Raw genomic sequence first — 17,407 nt, 5'->3', positions numbered from 1 at the left:
TCTCGACCGGAGCGCGTAGCGCGTAGTGGAGAGACCTTCTCCCCACCAATTGCCGGCAATTGGTTGAGCGAAGGTCTCTCCACTCCGCACCTTCGGTGCTCCGGTCTAGACGACGGGATTTTTCTAACGCCCGTAAACCGCGCTCTCGAAGGCGTAGAAGAGCGGCAGAGACTTCACGTCGGCAAAAGGAAGGATCTGGGTCATGTAGACGCCGCCCAGGCGCTTCCGGCGGTCGATCCAGTAATAGGTGTTGGGCAGGCCGGCCCAGGAGAGGCTCCCGGGCGAGCGGCCGGTCGGTGCCTCTTCGTCGTTGATCATGAAGCTCAGGCCCCACTTCTTCGTGACGCCGGGGAAGAATTCGGCATCGTTGGACAAAGCCGGCATCACCGTCTCGAGCAGGCACACCGTCGAATCGCCCATCGCGTTGGCGGCCATTGCGTCGACCGTCCCGGGCGTCATCACCAGCTCGCCGCTCGCCGACCTGCCGTCGTCCAGCACCATGCGCACGAACTTCAGGTAGTCGTTGGCCGTCGAGTAGAGGCCGCCACCGCCCGCCTCGAACTCGGGCTCCTGCGGGACCTCCCGCTTCAGGTCGGCGACCAGGCTGCCGTCGGCCTTGCGGTGATGGATCCTGGCCATGCGGGCGCGCATCGCCGGCGTGAGGTGGAAGCCGGTGCTGTCCATGCCGAGCGGTCCAAACAAGTCGTCGTGCATCACCCGGCCGAGCTTCCGTCCCGTGACGGCCTCGACCATCTTGCCGGCCCAGTCGATGCCGATTCCGTATTGCCAGCGCGCCCCGGGCTCGAACAGCAGGGGTGTCGTCAGCGACTTGTCGAGGCCGCTGCCAATGGTCGGCACGTCCATGGCCTCGCGATACCGCAGGATCTCGGGATTCCAGATGTCGTATCCGAAGCCCGCCGTATGTGTCAGCAGATGGCGCAGGGTGATGTCGCGCACGGGCTGGCGCAGGCGCGGCTTGCCTTCCGCGTCGAAGCCTTCCAGCACCTGGACCTCGCCCAAGTACGGAAGCACATCCTTTGCCGGCGCATCGAGCTTCAGCGTTCCCCGTTCGACCTGCTGCATCGCGACCGCCCCGGTCACTGCCTTGGTCATGGAAGCGATCCACACGACGGTGTCGGGTGTCATGTCGGCATCCTGGCCCAGGATCGTCTTGCCGAAGCCGCCCTCGTAGTTCGTGCCGTTTACGTCGGTCGCGACCGCGGTGACGCCGGGCACGTCGCCCCGCTGAACGGCCCCCCTCAGCAGCGTGTCGATGCGTGTCTTCATGGAGCAGCTCCCGCAAGTCCCACCGTGTCCAGGGCGAAGGCGTAGGCGATCGCCACTTCATCTAGCCGTGAGAAGCGGCCCGACGATCCGCCGTGGCCGGCGCCCATGTTGGTACGCAGGATCACCGGGCCGCCCGAACTCATGGTGGCGCGCAGCCGTGCCACCCATTTGGCGGGCTCCCAGTAGGTCACCCTCGGATCGGTCAGGCCCGCCATCGCCAGGATCGCCGGATAGCGCTGCGCCGTTACGTTGTCGTAGGGCGAGTAGGAGCGGATGTAGTTGAAGGCCGCCGCGTCGGTGATCGGATTGCCCCATTCGGGCCATTCCGGCGGCGTGAGCGGCAGCTTGTCGTCGAGCATGGTCGCGAGCACGTCGACGAAGGGCACCTCCGCGATGATGCCGGCGAACAGCTCGGGCGCCCGATTGGCAACCGCACCCATCAGCATGCCGCCGGCGCTGCCGCCATGGCCCACAACGCGCCCGGCCGACGTGTACCCGGCCTCGATCAAGGCGCGACCGGCCGCGACGAAATCGTCGAACGTGTTGGTCTTCTTCTCGCGCTTGCCGTCGAGATACCACGACCATCCCTGGTCGGAGCCGCCGCGGATGTGGGCGATGGCATAGACGAAGCCGCGGTCGACCAGCGACAGGCGGTTGGCCGAGAAGGAGGCCGGCATCGACATGCCGTAGGATCCGTAGCCGTAGAGCAGCAGCGGGGCGCGGCCGTCGCGCACCAGGTCGCGGCGGTGCAGGAGCGAAACCCGCACCTCGGCACCGTCGTGAGCGGTCGCCGTGATGCGTGTCGTGACGTAGTCGGCTGGGTCGTGGCCGGAGGGAATCACCTGGCGTTTGCGCAGGGTCCGCTCCCGCGTCGCCATATCGTAGTCGTAGACCTCCGACGGCGTGGTCATCGACGAATAGACAAAGCGCAGGGTGGTGGTGTCGAATTCGTAGCCGCCAACCATGTCGAGCGCATAGGCGGTCTCGTCGAAGGCGATCGCGTGTTCTTCTCCGGTCGCAAGTTCGCGGATCACGATCGAGGGCAGGGCATTGGCGCGCTCCAGCCGCGCGAGATGGCCGGCGAAGAGCTCGATGTCGAGGATGTAGGTGCCCGGTCGATGCGGCACCAGCTCGCGCCAGTTCGCGCGTCCCGGTGCTGCGAGCGGCGCGGTCGCGACCCTGAAATCGATGGCGTCGCCCTCGTTGGTGAGGAAGAACAGCTCGTCGCCGCGATCGGCCACGCTGTAGCGCACGCCCTTTTCACGCGGCGCGACCAGCCGCGGCGTGGCATCGGGTGAGGAGAGATCGATCAGCCATTGCTCGGTCGTATCGTGGTCACCGCCCGAGACGACGCAGAAGCGGCCGCTGGCGCTTTCGCCGATGCGGGTGAACCAGCCGGCATCCTTTTCCTCGTAGACCAGTACGTCGTCGGCCTGCGCCGTGCCCAGCCGGTGCCGGTAGACCTTCAACGGACGATGGTTCTCGTCGACCCGGACATAGAAGAAGAACGAGCCGTCGCGTCCCCAGACGACGCTGCCGCTCGTCTCGCTCAGAGTGTCGGGCAGGTCCTCTCCCGTATCCCAGCGCCGGACGCGCAGGGTGTAGAACTCCGAGCCGAGCAGGTCGGCGCTCCACGCCTCCAGGCGATGGTCCGGCGAATGCCGCGTGCCGCCGAACTTGAAATAGGTCGACTGTTTTGCGAGCGCATCGCCGTCGAGGATCGTTTGCATGTCGCCGCCGTCGCGCGGCGTGCGCCCCATCTGCTGGTGCTGGCCGCCCTCTCGGAACTTCCAGAGATAGGCGAAAGGACCATCGGGCGTCGGCACGCCGGAATCGTCCTCCTTGATGCGGCCGCGCATCTCGGCGACCAGCGCCTTCTGCAGCGCCTGCGTGGGGCCGAGCCTTTCCTCGGCATAGGCATTCTCGGCCTCGAGGTAGGCGCGGATGTCGGGATCGAGCAGCGACGGGTCGCGCAGCACCTCCTGCCACTTCTCGTCCTTCAGCCACGCATAGTCGTCGGTGACCGTGACGCCGTGCAGGGTGCGCCGCGACGGTCGTCGCGGCGCGATCGGTGGCTTCATGCGGTACTCACACAGGAGTTAGTAGTTGCCGGCCTTCGCGGGCGCCTTGGCCGGCGCTTCGGTCTTGCCACCCAGCAAGCCACGCATCTCGGCGCCCTTGGTGTCCCACCAGTCGGCGAGGATGCGGACATCCCAGCCGATGCAGAAATGCTTCACGCCCATGTCGAGATACTTGGCCGCCTGGCTGGGATCGCGCAGCTCGACGCGGGGATGCAGGCCCTTCTTCAGCGCCGTCTCGATCGTTTTCTTCTCGGCCGCCACCACGTCGGGGTGGTTGGCCTGCCCGGTCAGGCCGATGCTCATCGAGAAATCGGAGGCACCGAACTGCACCATGTCGAGGCCCGGCACGTCGAGGATGGCGTCGAGATCGTCCACGCAGGACTTCTTCTCGACCATGATGGCGATCACGACCTCGTTCAGCGCATCGACATAGGCCGGCGAGCCGCCCGTGCGGACCGTGCCGACGTCGCGGCGCATGCCGACGCCCAGCCGGCCGCGGCCGCGTGCCCCCTGGGCCATCGTTGTCTCGGCACGCACCGCGTCGACCGCGGCCTTGGCGTCCTCGACCGAACGGATGTCGGCGAACAGCACGCTCTGGAAGCCCGAGCCGATCGCCCGCATGGCCTGGTGCGTGTACTGGGTCTGCTCGACTTTGATCATGCCCGACATGCCCATCAGCTCGAACGAGCGGCCGAGATTGTCGAGGTCGTGCATGGTGAAGGGCGCGTACTCGGCGGTGAATTCCACATAGTCGTACTGTTTGGAATGGCCGATCAGCTCGACCAGGGTCGGCCAGGCCGAGAGGATGTGCGTGCCGAGCGTCGGCTTGCCCTCGTTCAGACGTTCACGAAGCGGATTGCGGCTCATCTTGTTCCCCCAGGGTCGTCGTTCGCGCTAGTGTGGCACCTAGTGCAGGGGGAGTTCCATGTTTCCGACACGAGATAGGCTGACAATCTGCTTCGCGCATGCGGCATACCAGATGAAGGCGCGGTTCGACGCCCGGAATACCGGCATCAACAGCTTCCAGGTCCGCAGCTATGACGAGTTCGTGCAGCGGATCGGCGAGGCCGATGTCGTCTCGGTCTCGGGCATGTGGAAGAACGACATCGTTCCCCATGCCACGAGGCTCAAGTTCGTCCAGTCGATCAGCTCCGGCATGGACCAGTATTCCAAGGAATTGCTGGGCGCCAAGGGCATCCGCCTGGCGAGCGCGGCCGGCGTGAACGCCCGCGCCGTGGCCGAACATGCGTTGGCGCTGATCCTCGCCGTCTACCGCCGCCTGCCCGAGGCCCGCGACAACCAGCACAAGAAGGTGTGGCGCGGCATGCTGGGCGACCTCACCCAGCGCGAGGACGAACTGGGCGGCAAGACGCTCCTGGTCGTCGGCATGGGCCGCATCGGCAGCCATCTCGCCAAGCTCGCCAAGGCCTTCGACATGAAGGTGATCGGCATCCGCCGCGACCCAAAGGCCGGCACCAATGGCGCCGACGAGATCCATGGCATGGGCGATCTGGTGAAGCTGGTCCCGCAGGCCGACATCGTGGCGCTGACCTGCGCGCTCACGCCAGAGACCACCGGTCTGATGAGTGCGGCGGCTTTCGCGGCGATGAAGCCTTCGTCGGTTTTCGTGAACGTCGCGCGTGGCAAGGTCGCGGATGAGGCGGCGCTGGTCGCCACCATGGAAGGCAACAAGATCTGGGCGGCGGCGCTCGACGTCACCGCGGAGGAGCCGCTGACGGCGGCATCGCCGCTCTGGACGATGCCCAATGTCTTCATCACGCCGCACACCGCCGGCGAGACACGCGCCTACGAAGACAACGTCATCGACATCCTGATCGAGAACCTCGACCGCCTGTGGCGGGGCGAGGCGACGCTCCGCAACCAGGTTCTGTAGGCCTCGGCCCCTGAAGGACGACTACTTCTTGTCGTCCTTCTTGTTATCGTTGTCATTGCGCGGAGGCTGCTGCTGTTGTTGCGGCTCGGCGCTCGGCTGGGGGGCCGGAGCGGGGGTGGCCTGACGCGGCGCTTCCTGGCTGGGTGCAGCCTCGGGCTTCGCGGCACGCTGCGGAGCAGCCTCTCGGGGCTCCTCCTGGCGCGGCTGCGAAGTTGAGGCGGGCTGCTGCTGCTGAGCAGGCTTGGCCTGTTTCGGCTCGTCCTGCTTCGGCTGCGGCGCGGCGTTCGGCTTCTGCTGATCCGGAGTCGCCTGCTTGCGCTCGTCCTGACGCGATTGCGGCTCGCCCGGTTTCCCCGAAGAGGGGGCCGCCTGCTTCGGCTCGTCCTGCTTCGTGTCATCGCGCTTGGCCGGTGACGGGTCGGGAGAGGCAACGGCGGGCTTGGGCGGCGCAGGTGTTGCCTGCTTCTGCGGCGGGGCGGCCGGCTTACCCGGCTCCTGCTTCGCCTGCTCCGGCCTCGTCTTGTCCGTCTCCTTGAGCACCGGCGGGGCTGCACCCTGACGTGGCTGCAGGGGCGGCGTGGCGGGCTTGGCCGTCCTGGGGACAGCCTTATCGCCGGTCGTCATCGTTGCCTTGCTGTCGGTCGAGGCGATCTTGGGGCCCGGCGCGGCTGCCTTCTTCTCGGTTTCCTCAGCCTCGGGCCTGGCGAGGGTCTGCATGTCCCCGACGGCGGTCTTCGACGCCGCGCCGTCCCCCGCCTTGGTCCTTGCTTCTGCCTGGCCCTTCGCCTCGGGCGACGACTTGTCGTCCGCCGGCTTCGCGGTTGTCTTGGCACCGGCCGCGCCGGCGATGGACGCGGTCGGGGCGGGTGGTGCGGAGACAGGCGCGACGGCGGCCTTCGCGATCTGGTCGGCCGTGACCTTCATGGCGGCGCGCTGGACCGGCTGCGAGCGCACGAAGGCCTGCGAGGGCACGACGGTTGCGAAACGCTGGTTGGCCAGGACGGAGTTCTGGCCCGCGACGTAGGCCTCGCGGCGTTGCGCGCGCTGCCAGCGATCCTCCAGATCGCGGTCCTGGATACGCGCCGCGCGGTTGATGCGCTGGTAATAGTCGCGATTCGTGGAATAGGGCGGGACATAGGCTTCGCGCGGTCCCAGCGGGAACCATCCGACCGGTCCGCTATCGCGGCCCTGGCTGCCGAGCTGCGCCGCCAGCTCCAGGCCGCCCACAAAGGCGACCAGCGCCGGCGCGTAGACCGGCCGTTGCTCGCGCTGCGGCGGCACCCAGACCCAGCGATTGTTGCTGTTGGCCCAGCGGCCGTAGTGATAGGGCGCGAAGCCCCAGGGCTGCTCGTCGATCCAGGTCCAGCCCCACGGCTTCACATAGGACCAGTGGCCGGTGCGATACGGGGCCCAGCCGGCCGGCGTCGAACGCGGCACCCAGACCTGGCCGTAGCTGCCATCGTTGACCCAGTCGCCGTAGCCGTTGAGGTCCTCGTAGCCGGTCATGCCGACGGGCAGGTACTCAGGCTGCTGATCGTAGACCACCTGCTTGTCGCGGACAGCCCACGAGGCGGCAGGGGCCGGTGGGGCGGCACGCACGGTCTTGAGCTGCATCGAAGTGCCGTCGCCGTAGACTTCGCCGACTTCACCCGGCCGCACGGCCAGAGTCTGACCGTTCAGGCCCTGGATCTGCGCCGCGCCGACACGCACACCGAGGCGCGTCGGGTCCTCCTGCGAGCCGGCCTCGACATAGTAGTCGCCCTGCTGCTGCAGTGTGATCGTGCCTCGCGGGGTCACGATCTCATAGGGCTGCGTGGAGTCCATCTGGGTGGTCGTCTTCACGTCGACCCGGCCCTGCGCCAGCTGCAGTCGCACCACGCTGTCGTCGATCTGCGACATGTCGAGTTCGGTGGAGCCGTCCATGCGGATGCGCGTGCCGGCCAGCGAGACTTCGCTGCGTGAATTGGGCTCGGTCCAGAGGGCGTCGCCCGTCGTCAGGGGCGTGTTGACGACGGCCTTCGTCCAGCCGTTGTCCTCGTTATCGTGGAACGAAACGGTACCCTCCACGAAGGCGAGACGGCCCACGCGGCCCGGCGGGTCATTCTGCATCTGCGCGAAGACGGTGCAGGTGATCAGGGAAGCTCCGACGAAACCCGCCAGAAGCTTCATCGTCGTGCGTCCAAACACTTCGCCCATACGGGACCTCCTGCTAGGCTGGGTCTCGTGAACGCCCAGCCGACATCCCGGTTGCGCGCCTCGAGCGAAACATGGGGGAGAGAAGATGAGCGCCGCCGACCCGCACCGCGTCGTCCTGACCGGCGAGAACCCGTTCCTTCGCCTCAGCGAGAAGGACGGCGATCCCAATTCAACGGACGCCAGCTACTGGCGGATCCTCTTCTGCCCGGCCGGGCCGGGGCACGTGCTCTATCTCAAGAGCGAGCTGACGCACGGCCACTGGCGGATCTATTCCGACAATATCGCCATGGCGCGCTGGCTGCAGCAGACCGTGCAGGGGATGCTCAATCCCGAGCTGAAGGACTTGTCGATCCCGGTGATCGATGCCGACTTCAGCAAGTCCGGCGACCCTCGCTACTTCTGGACCGAGTATGTGTCGGCGGCCGACGCCGAGATCGCGCTCACCTGGCACGATATCGGCGATCCGCTGCTGATCCACACCGAGCCCAACAAGGAGCCGAACCCGCGCCCCTACGGTGTCTGCACCGTGCTCGTGCCGGCGCTCTCCGGCCGCCTGACGCTGAACGGCCAGCAGGCCCGCGGCAAGCCGTGGCCGCGCGAACGCGAGGGCCGTCCCTTCAGCACCTCTGCGCTGGCCTTCTCCGAAAGCTGGACGGAACAGCGGTAGCGTCTTTCAAGGACGTTCCATCTAACAATATCAACCTCATGCTGAGGAGTGCTCCGCAGGAGCGCGTCTCGAAGCATGGGCACGAGCACCGTGCCTGTTGCCTATCCTTCGAGACGGCCCTTCGGGCCTCCTCAGGATGAGGTCTTGTGGTCTGAAAGAACTGTCGCCTACGGCGCGAAGCCGTAGGCCTTGGCGAGTTCGGTGTAGCTGTCACGGCGGACCTGCTCGTCGTGGGTCCAGGTGACGACGGCCATCTCGTCGACGCCGACGCGCTCCTTCAATTCGGTGATGCGGGCCGCGACTTCGGGGCCGGTGCCGACGAAGGAATCCTTGCGGAACTGTTCGATCTTCGCCGTCTCGTAGGCGGTGAGCGGCGCCTGCGCCGCCTCGTCGGGCGGCAGCAACGGACCCAGGATGTTCTTGTCGCGGTTGATGCGGCTCAGCGCCCGCGACGTGAAGTGATATTGCGCCTTCTCCATCGTCTCGGCGGCCAGCGCCCAGACGCAGAGGGCGGAATGGGGCTCGGGATGGCGCGCGCTGGGGCGATAGGTCCGCTTGTAGAGGTCGATGGCGCGCTCGCCGCCGGCCCCGTCGCTGAAGAACCAGGCATAGCAATAGGGCAGGCCGAACAGGGCCGCGACCTGCGCGCCATAATCGGAGCTGCCCAGGATCCAGACCTCGGGCGCGGTCGGGCTCTGGGGAAAGGCCTTCACCGTTCCGAAGGGATGGCGCTCGATCAGCGGCTCGTTGTTCACCCAGGCGATGAGGTCGCGCACGTCGGCGGGGAAGTGCTCGGGCCGTTCGTTGGCCGCGGGATTGAGCGCGAAGGCGGTGCGGCCGTCGGATCCCGGCGCACGGCCGAGGCCCATGTCGATGCGCCCCGGCGCCAGGGCCTCGAGCACGCGGAAGACCTCGGCGACTTTGAACGGCGAATAGTGCGGCAGCATGATTCCCGCGCTGCCGATCCGGATGCGCTCGGTGGTGGCGGCGATCGCCGCCATCACGATCTCGGGCGCGGTTCCGACGATGGTCGGATGGTTGTGATGCTCCGACACCCAGAAGCGCTCGTAGCCCAGCGCCTCGCAGTGCTTGGCGAGCGACACGGTGTTTCGGATCGACTGGTCCTGCGGCCGACCAGAGACGGCGATCGACTGGTCGAGGACGGAAAGGCGGAAGGGACGCGACATGGGAGTGAGATGGGCCCTTTGGGTCACTCCGGCAAGGTCGCGATCATGTAGAGCGTCTGCAGTTGCTGTGTCGGCCGTGCGTTCTTGCCGAACACGTCGCCGAAGATCGTGGCGATCTGTCCCGACCTGTAGATGTGGCTGAGCGCCCGATCGACGGCGAGGCGGAACGGGCCTTCGCCGAGCTTCATGGCCAGGGCGAAGGGCTCGAGGCTGAGATAGGTGTTGGCCAGCAGGATCTTTGCCGCGTCCTTGTGGTCCTTGATCATCGCGGTGAGCATCGCGCCACCGGCGAAGTAGGCCGAGATCTCGCCCTTCTCCAGCGCCGTCATGGCCGCGGTGAAGTCGGTGAAAGGGACGATCGTAGCGTTGACGTGAATGGAGGCCAGTGCCTTGCGCAGCTCCGCCTCGGTCAGCGTGCCGGCAACCGCGCCGACCTTCTTGCCGGCGAGTTCCTGCAGGTCGCGCGGCCCGTCGTTGCGGATGGCGAAGCTGGTGCCGTCGACGAAGGTCGTGATGGAGAAATCGACCACGGCGCGGCGGTCGAGCGTCTCGGTGAGCGAATCGCAGAGCAGGTCGATCTTGCCCTGCTTGATCATGTCGAGCCGATTTTCGGTGGTGACCGGCACGAATTCGACCTTGAGGCCAGGCAGCTTGAGTTGCTGGGCGATGTCCCTGGCCACCGCCTCGCAGAGCTGGACCATGAACCCGGCAGGCCGGCCATTCGGTCCCTTGTAGGCGAAGGGAGGGGCGTTCTCGCGGAAGCCGCCGCGGATCACCCCGTTCTTGGCGATGTCGTCCAGGGTGCCGGCCCAGGCGCTGCCGGCGACCAGGAGGCTCAGGGTCAGCGGTGCAAGACCCTTCAGGAATCGCTTCATCTCGTCCCTCTTCGAATGACGACGAAACAATCCGATATTCGGTACGTTGTGGCCACTGGAAATCCAGAGGATGCCGACGCAATGGCCCGTTCCAAGATGTCTGCTCCTGTCTCCCGCGTCGTGGGTATCGACCACATCTCCATCCGGGTCAGGGACTATGAGAAGTCGAAGGCCTTCTATGGTGGGCTGTTCGCGTTCCTGGGCTTCGAAATCTCGGACGAGTATCCGTCGACCATCGGTTGGACCAACGGCAAGACGCGTTACTGGATTGCGCCAGCCGAGGGGCGAAAGACCTATCGCGTCGGCGATGTCGGTTTCCATCATTATGCATTCCAGCTGCGCAGCCGGCGCGACGTCGACGCGCTGCAGGGCTACCTGGAAGGGCAGGGCGCACGCATCGTCGATCCGGCCGCCGAGTACTACGAGGACTACTACGCCGTCTTCTTCCTCGATCCCGACGGGATGAAGCTCGAAGGGATGAAATACGGCGAGCTGACCGCGAAGCGAAAGCGCAAACCCTCCAAGAAGAAGGGCTAGGAGCGGGTCGTTCTGCTTGTAGCGCCGCGTCCTGCGGGCCAAACTCCCGCCCTCAAAATCCGGAGAAAGCCCATGGATACCGTGACCCCCACCAAGCTGTCGCCCGCATCGGGCACCTACCAGCCCAAGGGCCAGCTGATCGGCGGCAAGTGGATCGGCAGCGTGTCCGGCAAGGTCATCACGATCGAGAACCCCGGCAAGAAGACGTCGATCGCCCAGGTGCCGCACGCCGGCGCCGCGGACGTCGAGCTGGCCGTGACCGCTGCCGAGAAGGCGTTTCCGTCCTGGAAGAACGTCGTACCGCGCGAGCGCGGCAAGCTCCTGCTCAAGATCGCCGAGGCGATGGAAGCGCGCGTCGAGGAGATGGCGCGCACGATCGCCATGGAGACCGGTAACGCGCTGCGCACCCAGGCGCGCGGCGAGGCCAAGCTGGCGGCCGACATCTTCCGCTATTTCGGTGGCCTCGCGTCGGAGCTGAAGGGCGAGACCGTGCCGCTGGGCGAGAGCGTGCTGTCCTACACGCGCCGCGAGCCGCTCGGTATCGTGGGGGCCATCATCCCGTGGAACGCGCCGGTCATGCTGGGCGCCCTCAAGATCGCGCCCGCGCTCTGCGCCGGCAACGTGCTGGTGATGAAGGCGGCCGAGGACGCGCCGCTCGCGGTGCTGATGATGGCGGACATCACGAACGAGTTCGTGCCGCCCGGCGTGCTGAACGTGATTACCGGATACGGCGAGGAATGCGGCGGCGCGCTCGCCAACCATCCGAAGATCCGCAAACTCTCCTTCACCGGCTCGACCGAGGTCGGCAAGGTGATCATGCGCGCCGCGGCTGAGCGTATCGTGCCGGTGTCGCTCGAACTGGGCGGCAAGAGCCCCTCGATCGTCTACCCCGATGCCGACGAGGATTGGGCGGTCGACGGCATCATCAATGCCATGCGCTTCACGCGCCAGAGCCAGAGCTGCACCGCCGGCTCGCGCATGTTCCTGCATGAAGACATCTTCGACAGCTTCCTCGCGAAGCTCGAGAAGAAGGTCACGGCGCTCAAGATCGGCGATCCGCTCGACGAGGCGAGCGACATCGGCTCGATCATCAACAACAAGCAGTACACCAAGGTCTGCAAGTACGTGCAGGACGGGCTCGACCGCTCCGACGCCAGGCTGGTGTTCGGTGGCCTGCCACCCAAGACCGGCCCGTTGAGCGAAGGCTACTTCACCATGCCGACCGTGTTCGCCGACCGCTCCAATGATTGGCGCTTGGCGCGTGAGGAGATCTTCGGGCCGGTGCTGGTGGCGATCCGCTGGAGCGACGAGGCCGAGGCGATCCGCATGGCCAACGAGAGTCACTACGGCCTCGCGGCCTATGTCTGGACGCACAATATCGGCAAGGGCCTGCGCGCCGCGCATGCGATCGAATCGGGCTGGGTGCAGGTCAACCAGGGCGGCGGCCAGACTCCCGGCATGTCGTATGGCGGCTACAAGCAGAGCGGTCTCGGCCGCGAATTCTCGCTCGAGGGCATGCTCGACAGCTTCACCCAGCGCAAGAGCGTGACGGTCAATCTCGCGGTCTGAGGGGTTGAGCAAAGGTCCCTCGCTGCCGCTCGGGATGACAATTTTGTTGTGATTGGCGCACCGCGCCAATTCCTCCAACGGTGTCATCCCGAGCGAAGCGAGGGACCTTTTTCTTATTGCGGCACTCGCGTGTGAAAGTCGGTCGCGCCCTGATAGGCGTGACCGATGCGGTAGAGCATCGCCTCGTCGAACGGCCGGCCGACGAGCTGCAGGCCGATCGGCGCGCCGTTCGTGTCGAAGCCGCACGGCACCGACAGTGCGGGGATGCCGAGCGTGTTGAAGGGCCGCGTGAGGCCGGTGAAGCCCGCCACCATCTTCAGCACCGCCGGACCGCCCTTGGTCTCGGTGTCCGTTTCCTCGATCGTCGGCAGCGGGAAGGGGATGGCCGGCAGCAGCACCGCATCGACTCCGTCCATCGCCGTCGACAGAAACTCCGTCACGAAATGCGCGCGCAGCCGCAGCGCGTCGATATACTGCGTCGCCGGAATGAAGAAGCCCGCTTCCATGCGCGTGCGCACCTGGTTGGCGTAGAGCTCGGGTGTCTTCTCCATCCATGGCCGGTGCATGGCGGCGGCCTCGCATTTCACCATCACCTCGGCGGCGCGGTAGAGCGCGGTGAAGTCGGGCAGGGTGACGGTCGAGACCTTCGCACCCAGTCGGCCGAGCGCATCGGCGGCGGTCTGGATTGCAGCGCCGATCTGCGGGTCCAGCGGCGCGAGCCCGTCCTTTGGTAAAGCAAGCCCGATCCGCAGTCCGGCGACGCCGTCGTCGAGCAGCGCCTCGTAGTCGGGCACGGGCTTGTCGCTGGTCGTGGAATCGTCGGGATCGTGACCGGCGATCACCGAGAGCATGCGGGCATTATCGCGCACGGTGCGGGTCAGCGGGCCGACATGGTCAAGGCTCCAGGAGCGCGCGACGGCGCCGGCGCGGCTGACGCGGCCGTAGGTCGCCTTCATCCCGACCACGCCGCAGGCCGCGGCGGGAAGGCGGATCGAGCCGCCGGTATCCGAGCCCAGCGCGCCGTAGACCATGCGCGCCGCCACCGAGGCGCCCGAGCCGCTCGAGCTGCCGCCGGTGACGCGGCTCTGGTCCCAGGGATTGCGGCAATGGCCGTGATGCACGTTGTGGCCCGTCGGGCCGGCGGCGAACTCCGCCATGTTGAGAAAGCCCAGCTCGACCACGCCGGCGGCATCGAGCTTGTCCAGCACCGTTGCCGTCACCGGCGCCACCCAGTCGCGGCGGATCGCACTGCCGCCGGTCGAGACCTCGCCCTTGCGGTAGTACATGTCCTTGTGCGCCATCGGCACGCCGTGCAGCGGCCCGCGACGCCTGCCGGCGGAGAGTTCGGCATCCATCGCCTTCGCCTGCGCCAGCGCCTTCTCCCGGTAGACGCGCAGGAAGGCGTTGGTGCGCGGCTGCCAGGCCGCGATGCGCGCGAGACAGGCTTCGGTCGCCGCCACCGACGTGGTGCGTCCCTCGGCGATCGCATCGGCAATCGCGGTGAGATCGTCCAGAGCGAGATCTTCGTTCTTCATGAGCGGGATTCCTTCGCCATGATGCTGGCGAAGGCCGCCGGATCGTCGTCGAAGGTGAGCCGCTGGGCGGCCGCCTTGCGCACGGCCTCGTTCAGGATCTCGACCTCGGCTGCCAGCTCGGCCAGTCGCTTCTCGTCGTACTTGAGGCCCTGAAGGCCCGCGGCGATGCCGGCGGCCGTCTTCGTCTTCTCGTCCATTGCCTACTCCTCAGAGCCTGAGACGACGTGCCTCCATGCGCGCACGATCGTCGGGCGGGAACGTCATGATCTTGCGGACTTTCTGGTCGAACTTCATGCCGACGGCCTCGGCGCAAGCAGCAAGCGTGCCGGTCTCTGCCTCGAACAGGAAATGCGTGAAGGTGATCGTCTTGTCGGTGAAGGTGGCGAGCCCGCTCATCACCACGGCGAGGTCGCCGGCCTGCAGCGGACGGCGATAGTGGTTCAGCATCTCGACCACGACCGAGCCTTCCTGCCGTTCCTGCATCGCGGCGCGGTCGAAGCCGAGATGGTTCCACAGGACCGGCGCGCCATCGGAGTAGCGGCCGAAATAATGGCGCGGCAGGAAGTCGCCGCGCTCGTCGCATTCGTCGGGCGTGATCTGCGTGCGGCCGACGTCGATCAGGCCGACCGACGCCGCCTGGGCGAGATGCAGGTCGGGCAGGGAAAGCTTGCCGACGCTGCGCGGCCGGGCCGTCTCGGGCAATGCGACGCAGGCCGCTTCGGCCCGGGCGCGAAAATCGGCGGGCCAGGCCCCGTCGCAGACGATGCGGCGGCGAACGGTGGCGGCAACCTCCTTCTTCGCTGGATTGCGCACCTCGTGATAGGCGACCAGATCCCGCTCGCCGACCTCGACTGGAGCGGAGTGGACCTCGACCGGTTCGACCACGCGGAACTCGCGCAGGTAGCGAACATGGTCGTCGCCTGCTCGCGTCACGACCCCTGCCGCGCGCTGGGCCCGCGGGCCGAAGCCCAGCTGCGCCAGCAAGCTGGCCGAGGCCTCGTGGGCAAATTCGGTGTAGAATTGAACGTTGAGATGGTTGTTTTCGTCGCACTGCCAGGTATTCACGGCGGTGCTGAAAGTCGGGATCAGGCGGGGGCTCGACACGCTAAACGCTCTCTGCAATCTGTGGATGACTACCTCTGATGGCCTAAAAAGCCCCAAAAATCGACATTTTCCGTGCATTCCGGACTTGCGGGGGATCGATTCGTGGATAACCTTGGCCCCGTCAACGGTGCCCTGGGGCTTCAGGAACGTTGGCGAACCAAAAATGTAAGGGACCCCTCAACCATGGCTACCAAACCCACCACTGTTCCCACCGTACCGCTTTCCAAGGTCGCCGCAGAGCTGGCCGAGAAGACGGGCATGACCAAGAAGGACGCGACCGGTGCTCTCGACGAGTTCGTCGGACTGGTCGTTCGCCATCTGAAGAAGGGCAACAAGGTCCGCATCACGGGCCTCGGCATCCTTCAGGTCAAGGCCCGTCCGGCGCGCATGGGCCGCAACCCCGCCACCGGCGAAGCGATCAAGATCAAGGCGTCCAAGAAGGTCACCTTCCGCGTGGCGAAGGATCTCAAGGAAGCGATCTAAGTCGTTTACGACAGGTCAAGATTGGGCGGGTTCCGGCGCAGGCCGGACCCGCCCTTCTTTTTGTCTCGCTTCGGCGCGGCTGCCGTCACCGCACAGCGACATCTTCGCAATCCTTTGAGCGGGCCTGCCGGCGGTTTGCTCTAGTATAATCGGAGCGCGACGCAGACCGGCATGAACACCTTCGTCATCCTGAAGATCCTCGCCACCCTGATGCTGCCGCCGGCCTCGCTGTCGATCGGCGTCGTGCTGTGGCTGCTGCTGCGCCTGGTGGGATGGCGCCGCCTTGCCGCCGTACCGTTCGGTCTCGCGCTCCTCCAGATTCTCGTCCTGTCCTTCCCGCCGGTGACGGGGCTGCTCAACCGGCAGATCGAGGAGAAGGCCCGCGAACTCGTCGCCGGCAATCAGCCGTGCTGCTACGACGCCATCGTCGTGCTGGGCGGCAGCATCGCGCCCGCCGCCCCGCCCTATACGATGGAGCCCGAACTGAACGACGCGTCCGATCGCCTCTGGCAGGCAGCCCGCATGTTCAAGTCGGGCGCTGCGCCCAAGATCATCGTGAGCGGTGGATCGTTCATCCAACAGCAGGGCGGGCCGGCAACAACCGAGGCCGAAGCAATGCGGCGCTTCCTGCTCGACCTGGGCGTTCCCAGCGATGCCATCGTCTCCGAGGGCAAGGCGCTGAACACGATCGAGAACATCCGCAACGTACGGGAATTCGTGAAGGAGGGAAGAGTGGCGATCATCACGTCGGCCTTCCATGTACCGCGGGCAGCCAAGCTGGCCAGGCGGGGCGGCCTCAACTTCGCGATCTTCGGAGTCGACTGGAGCGTGCCCAACGGCGCGATCGCGTGGTGGGAGGCCTGGCTGCCTTCCGTCGAAGCGCTCGGTGAGTCCAACCTGGCGATCAAGGAGCTGGTCGCGCTCAACTTCGACCGCCGCGGAGACGGTCTCGCACCATGACCGCCTATCGCCTCAGCCGCCGCGCCGCGCTCGGCCTCGCTGCCGCGCCGCTCCTGCTGCCGCTCGCACGTCCGACCCACGCGCAGACGCTCGACAGACTCGTCTTCCAGACCGACTGGCGCGCCCAGGCCGAACATGGCGGCTACTACCAGGCGGTCGCCGCCGGCCTCTATCGCAAGGCCGGCATCGAGTGCGACATCCGCCAGGGCGGACCGAGCCTGAACATCGGGCAGTTGTTGCTGACGGGCCGTGTCGACATGACCATGTCGAACAGCTTCGAGGCGTTCACCTACGTGCGAGAGAGCGCACCCTTCTTCACCATCGCCTCGATCTTCCAGAAGGACCCGCAGGTCCTGATCGGCCATCCCGATACCGGCTTCGACGGCTTCGAGGACCTCAAGGGCCGCACCCTGTTGATCGGCAGCGGTGGGCGCGTCACCTACTGGCCGTATCTCCGCAAGAAGTTCGGGCTGCGCGACGAGCAGCTCAGGCCCTACACGTTCAACATGGCGCCGTTCCTCGCCGACAGGAATGTCGTGCAGCAGGGCTTCATCTCGTCGGAGCCCTATTCGATCTCGAAGGTGATCGGCCGCATGCCGCCCTACCTGCTGCTCGCCGATGCAGGCTTCAGCGCCTACCAGACCACCATCGCGATCTCGCGCAAGCTCGCCGGCGAGAAGCGCGACCTCATCCAGCGGTTCGTGGACGCGACGCTCGAAGGCTGGGCTCAGTATCTCAAGGGCGGCCCCGCCATCGAGGCCGGCAATGCACTCATCAAGAAGGCCAATCCGGAACAGACCGACGATCGTATCCAGTACGCGATCGAGGTGATGAAAGAGCGTGGCATCGTGATGTCGGGGGATGCACTGCAGGGCGGAATCGGTGCGATGACGGATGCGCGCTGGCAGGGCTTCTATCAGTCGATGGTCGATGTCGGCGTGTTGCCGGGAGGGCTCGACGTGGCCCGGGCCTACACGCTCGAGTTCGTCAACAAGGGTATCGGAAAGCCGACGTAATCGAATCAGGAGGAGC

At 66.4% G+C, this 17,407-nt stretch carries 16 protein-coding genes; 7 read left to right on the top strand and 9 right to left on the bottom strand.

Annotated features, from left to right (window positions below):
- Nucleotides 1-123 precede the first annotated feature (123 nt).
- The 3 genes from Q7V45_RS17055 to Q7V45_RS17045 are packed head-to-tail and all read right to left on the bottom strand — an operon-like array spanning nucleotide 124 to nucleotide 4,235.
- The gene (locus tag Q7V45_RS17055; protein WP_304854183.1) at nucleotides 124-1,287 is read right to left on the bottom strand and encodes a serine hydrolase; all 1,164 of its coding nucleotides are present in this window, start codon (nucleotides 1,285-1,287) and stop codon (nucleotides 124-126) included.
- Nucleotides 1,284-3,368: a S9 family peptidase gene (locus Q7V45_RS17050; protein WP_304854182.1), complete on the bottom strand. Its 2,085-nt coding sequence runs from the start codon at nucleotides 3,366-3,368 to the stop codon at nucleotides 1,284-1,286. The genes Q7V45_RS17055 and Q7V45_RS17050 overlap by 4 nt, the downstream gene beginning before the upstream one ends.
- A gap of 18 nt (nucleotides 3,369-3,386) precedes the next feature.
- Nucleotides 3,387-4,235, bottom strand: coding sequence for an HpcH/HpaI aldolase/citrate lyase family protein (locus tag Q7V45_RS17045; RefSeq protein WP_304854180.1), 849 nt, complete (start codon nucleotides 4,233-4,235; stop codon nucleotides 3,387-3,389).
- A gap of 112 nt (nucleotides 4,236-4,347) precedes the next feature.
- Between Q7V45_RS17045 and Q7V45_RS17040 the strand changes: the two genes are divergently transcribed.
- A complete protein-coding gene (locus tag Q7V45_RS17040) occupies nucleotides 4,348-5,262 on the top strand; it encodes a D-2-hydroxyacid dehydrogenase (RefSeq protein WP_304854178.1) in 915 nt (304 codons plus the stop codon).
- Nucleotides 5,263-5,283: 21 nt separating this feature from the next.
- Here the strand turns inward: Q7V45_RS17040 and Q7V45_RS17035 are convergent, their stop codons facing one another.
- Nucleotides 5,284-7,458, bottom strand: a complete 2,175-nt coding sequence (locus Q7V45_RS17035; protein ID WP_304854177.1) for a DUF6600 domain-containing protein — start codon at nucleotides 7,456-7,458, stop codon at nucleotides 5,284-5,286.
- Nucleotides 7,459-7,543: 85 nt separating this feature from the next.
- Between Q7V45_RS17035 and Q7V45_RS17030 the strand changes: the two genes are divergently transcribed.
- The gene (locus Q7V45_RS17030) at nucleotides 7,544-8,125 is read left to right on the top strand and encodes a hypothetical protein (RefSeq protein ID WP_304854176.1); all 582 of its coding nucleotides are present in this window, start codon (nucleotides 7,544-7,546) and stop codon (nucleotides 8,123-8,125) included.
- Nucleotides 8,126-8,292: 167 nt separating this feature from the next.
- On the opposite strand, the gene Q7V45_RS17025 is transcribed toward Q7V45_RS17030, so the two are convergent.
- Nucleotides 8,293-9,312 (bottom strand): LLM class flavin-dependent oxidoreductase, encoded by a 1,020-nt coding sequence (locus tag Q7V45_RS17025; protein ID WP_304854175.1) that lies wholly within the window; start codon nucleotides 9,310-9,312, stop codon nucleotides 8,293-8,295.
- Nucleotides 9,313-9,335: 23 nt separating this feature from the next.
- Nucleotides 9,336-10,187 (bottom strand): amino acid ABC transporter substrate-binding protein, encoded by an 852-nt coding sequence (locus Q7V45_RS17020; RefSeq protein ID WP_304854174.1) that lies wholly within the window; start codon nucleotides 10,185-10,187, stop codon nucleotides 9,336-9,338.
- 81 nt (nucleotides 10,188-10,268) lie between these two features.
- On the opposite strand from Q7V45_RS17020, the gene Q7V45_RS17015 reads away from it, so the two are divergent.
- Both Q7V45_RS17015 and Q7V45_RS17010 read left to right on the top strand, forming a co-directional pair.
- The gene (locus Q7V45_RS17015; RefSeq protein WP_304854173.1) at nucleotides 10,269-10,724 is read left to right on the top strand and encodes a VOC family protein; all 456 of its coding nucleotides are present in this window, start codon (nucleotides 10,269-10,271) and stop codon (nucleotides 10,722-10,724) included.
- A 72-nt stretch (nucleotides 10,725-10,796) separates the two neighbouring features.
- On the top strand, nucleotides 10,797-12,293 hold the full coding sequence (locus tag Q7V45_RS17010; RefSeq protein ID WP_304854172.1) for an aldehyde dehydrogenase family protein: 1,497 nt from the start codon (nucleotides 10,797-10,799) through the stop codon (nucleotides 12,291-12,293).
- Nucleotides 12,294-12,406: 113 nt separating this feature from the next.
- On the opposite strand, the gene Q7V45_RS17005 is transcribed toward Q7V45_RS17010, so the two are convergent.
- Genes Q7V45_RS17005 through Q7V45_RS16995 form a run of 3 tightly spaced genes read right to left on the bottom strand, consistent with a single transcriptional unit; the run spans nucleotide 12,407 to nucleotide 14,932 of the window.
- Nucleotides 12,407-13,828, bottom strand: a complete 1,422-nt coding sequence (locus Q7V45_RS17005) for an amidase (RefSeq protein ID WP_304854171.1) — start codon at nucleotides 13,826-13,828, stop codon at nucleotides 12,407-12,409.
- Nucleotides 13,825-14,025, bottom strand: coding sequence for a hypothetical protein (locus Q7V45_RS17000; protein WP_304854170.1), 201 nt, complete (start codon nucleotides 14,023-14,025; stop codon nucleotides 13,825-13,827). Before Q7V45_RS17000 ends, Q7V45_RS17005 begins: the two co-directional genes overlap by 4 nt.
- A gap of 10 nt (nucleotides 14,026-14,035) precedes the next feature.
- Nucleotides 14,036-14,932, bottom strand: coding sequence for a thioesterase family protein (locus Q7V45_RS16995; RefSeq protein ID WP_304854168.1), 897 nt, complete (start codon nucleotides 14,930-14,932; stop codon nucleotides 14,036-14,038).
- A gap of 183 nt (nucleotides 14,933-15,115) precedes the next feature.
- On the opposite strand from Q7V45_RS16995, the gene Q7V45_RS16990 reads away from it, so the two are divergent.
- From Q7V45_RS16990 to Q7V45_RS16980, 3 genes are all read left to right on the top strand, one after another.
- Nucleotides 15,116-15,415 carry an HU family DNA-binding protein gene (locus Q7V45_RS16990; protein ID WP_304854167.1) on the top strand — a complete coding sequence of 100 codons (300 nt, stop codon included), beginning with the start codon at nucleotides 15,116-15,118 and terminating at the stop codon, nucleotides 15,413-15,415.
- A 171-nt stretch (nucleotides 15,416-15,586) separates the two neighbouring features.
- On the top strand, nucleotides 15,587-16,375 hold the full coding sequence (locus Q7V45_RS16985; RefSeq protein WP_304854166.1) for a YdcF family protein: 789 nt from the start codon (nucleotides 15,587-15,589) through the stop codon (nucleotides 16,373-16,375).
- The gene (locus Q7V45_RS16980; RefSeq protein WP_304854165.1) at nucleotides 16,372-17,391 is read left to right on the top strand and encodes an ABC transporter substrate-binding protein; all 1,020 of its coding nucleotides are present in this window, start codon (nucleotides 16,372-16,374) and stop codon (nucleotides 17,389-17,391) included. The genes Q7V45_RS16985 and Q7V45_RS16980 overlap by 4 nt, the downstream gene beginning before the upstream one ends.
- Nucleotides 17,392-17,407 lie beyond the last annotated feature (16 nt).

It is taken from the genome of Reyranella sp. (assembly GCF_030651995.1).
Classification (GTDB): domain Bacteria; phylum Pseudomonadota; class Alphaproteobacteria; order Reyranellales; family Reyranellaceae; genus Reyranella.
This window is presented reverse-complemented; position numbering and strand designations above follow the sequence as displayed.

Bases quoted from the DNA above. Each gene is read 5' to 3' on its own strand.
- Q7V45_RS17005 (WP_304854171.1), bottom strand. From the start codon at position 13,828: ATGAAGAACGAAGATCTCGCTCTGGACGATCTCACCGCGATTGCCGAT.
- Q7V45_RS17050 (WP_304854182.1), bottom strand. From the start codon at position 3,368: ATGAAGCCACCGATCGCGCCGCGACGACCGTCGCGGCGCACCCTGCAC.
- Q7V45_RS17030 (WP_304854176.1), top strand. From the start codon at position 7,544: ATGAGCGCCGCCGACCCGCACCGCGTCGTCCTGACCGGCGAGAACCCG.
- Q7V45_RS17055 (WP_304854183.1), bottom strand. From the start codon at position 1,287: ATGAAGACACGCATCGACACGCTGCTGAGGGGGGCCGTTCAGCGGGGC.
- Q7V45_RS16980 (WP_304854165.1), top strand. From the start codon at position 16,372: ATGACCGCCTATCGCCTCAGCCGCCGCGCCGCGCTCGGCCTCGCTGCC.
- Q7V45_RS17020 (WP_304854174.1), bottom strand. From the start codon at position 10,187: ATGAAGCGATTCCTGAAGGGTCTTGCACCGCTGACCCTGAGCCTCCTG.
- Q7V45_RS17015 (WP_304854173.1), top strand. From the start codon at position 10,269: ATGGCCCGTTCCAAGATGTCTGCTCCTGTCTCCCGCGTCGTGGGTATC.
- Q7V45_RS17035 (WP_304854177.1), bottom strand. From the start codon at position 7,458: ATGGGCGAAGTGTTTGGACGCACGACGATGAAGCTTCTGGCGGGTTTC.
- Q7V45_RS17000 (WP_304854170.1), bottom strand. From the start codon at position 14,025: ATGGACGAGAAGACGAAGACGGCCGCCGGCATCGCCGCGGGCCTTCAG.
- Q7V45_RS17045 (WP_304854180.1), bottom strand. From the start codon at position 4,235: ATGAGCCGCAATCCGCTTCGTGAACGTCTGAACGAGGGCAAGCCGACG.
- Q7V45_RS16990 (WP_304854167.1), top strand. From the start codon at position 15,116: ATGGCTACCAAACCCACCACTGTTCCCACCGTACCGCTTTCCAAGGTC.
- Q7V45_RS17040 (WP_304854178.1), top strand. From the start codon at position 4,348: ATGAAGGCGCGGTTCGACGCCCGGAATACCGGCATCAACAGCTTCCAG.
- Q7V45_RS17025 (WP_304854175.1), bottom strand. From the start codon at position 9,312: ATGTCGCGTCCCTTCCGCCTTTCCGTCCTCGACCAGTCGATCGCCGTC.
- Q7V45_RS17010 (WP_304854172.1), top strand. From the start codon at position 10,797: ATGGATACCGTGACCCCCACCAAGCTGTCGCCCGCATCGGGCACCTAC.
- Q7V45_RS16985 (WP_304854166.1), top strand. From the start codon at position 15,587: ATGAACACCTTCGTCATCCTGAAGATCCTCGCCACCCTGATGCTGCCG.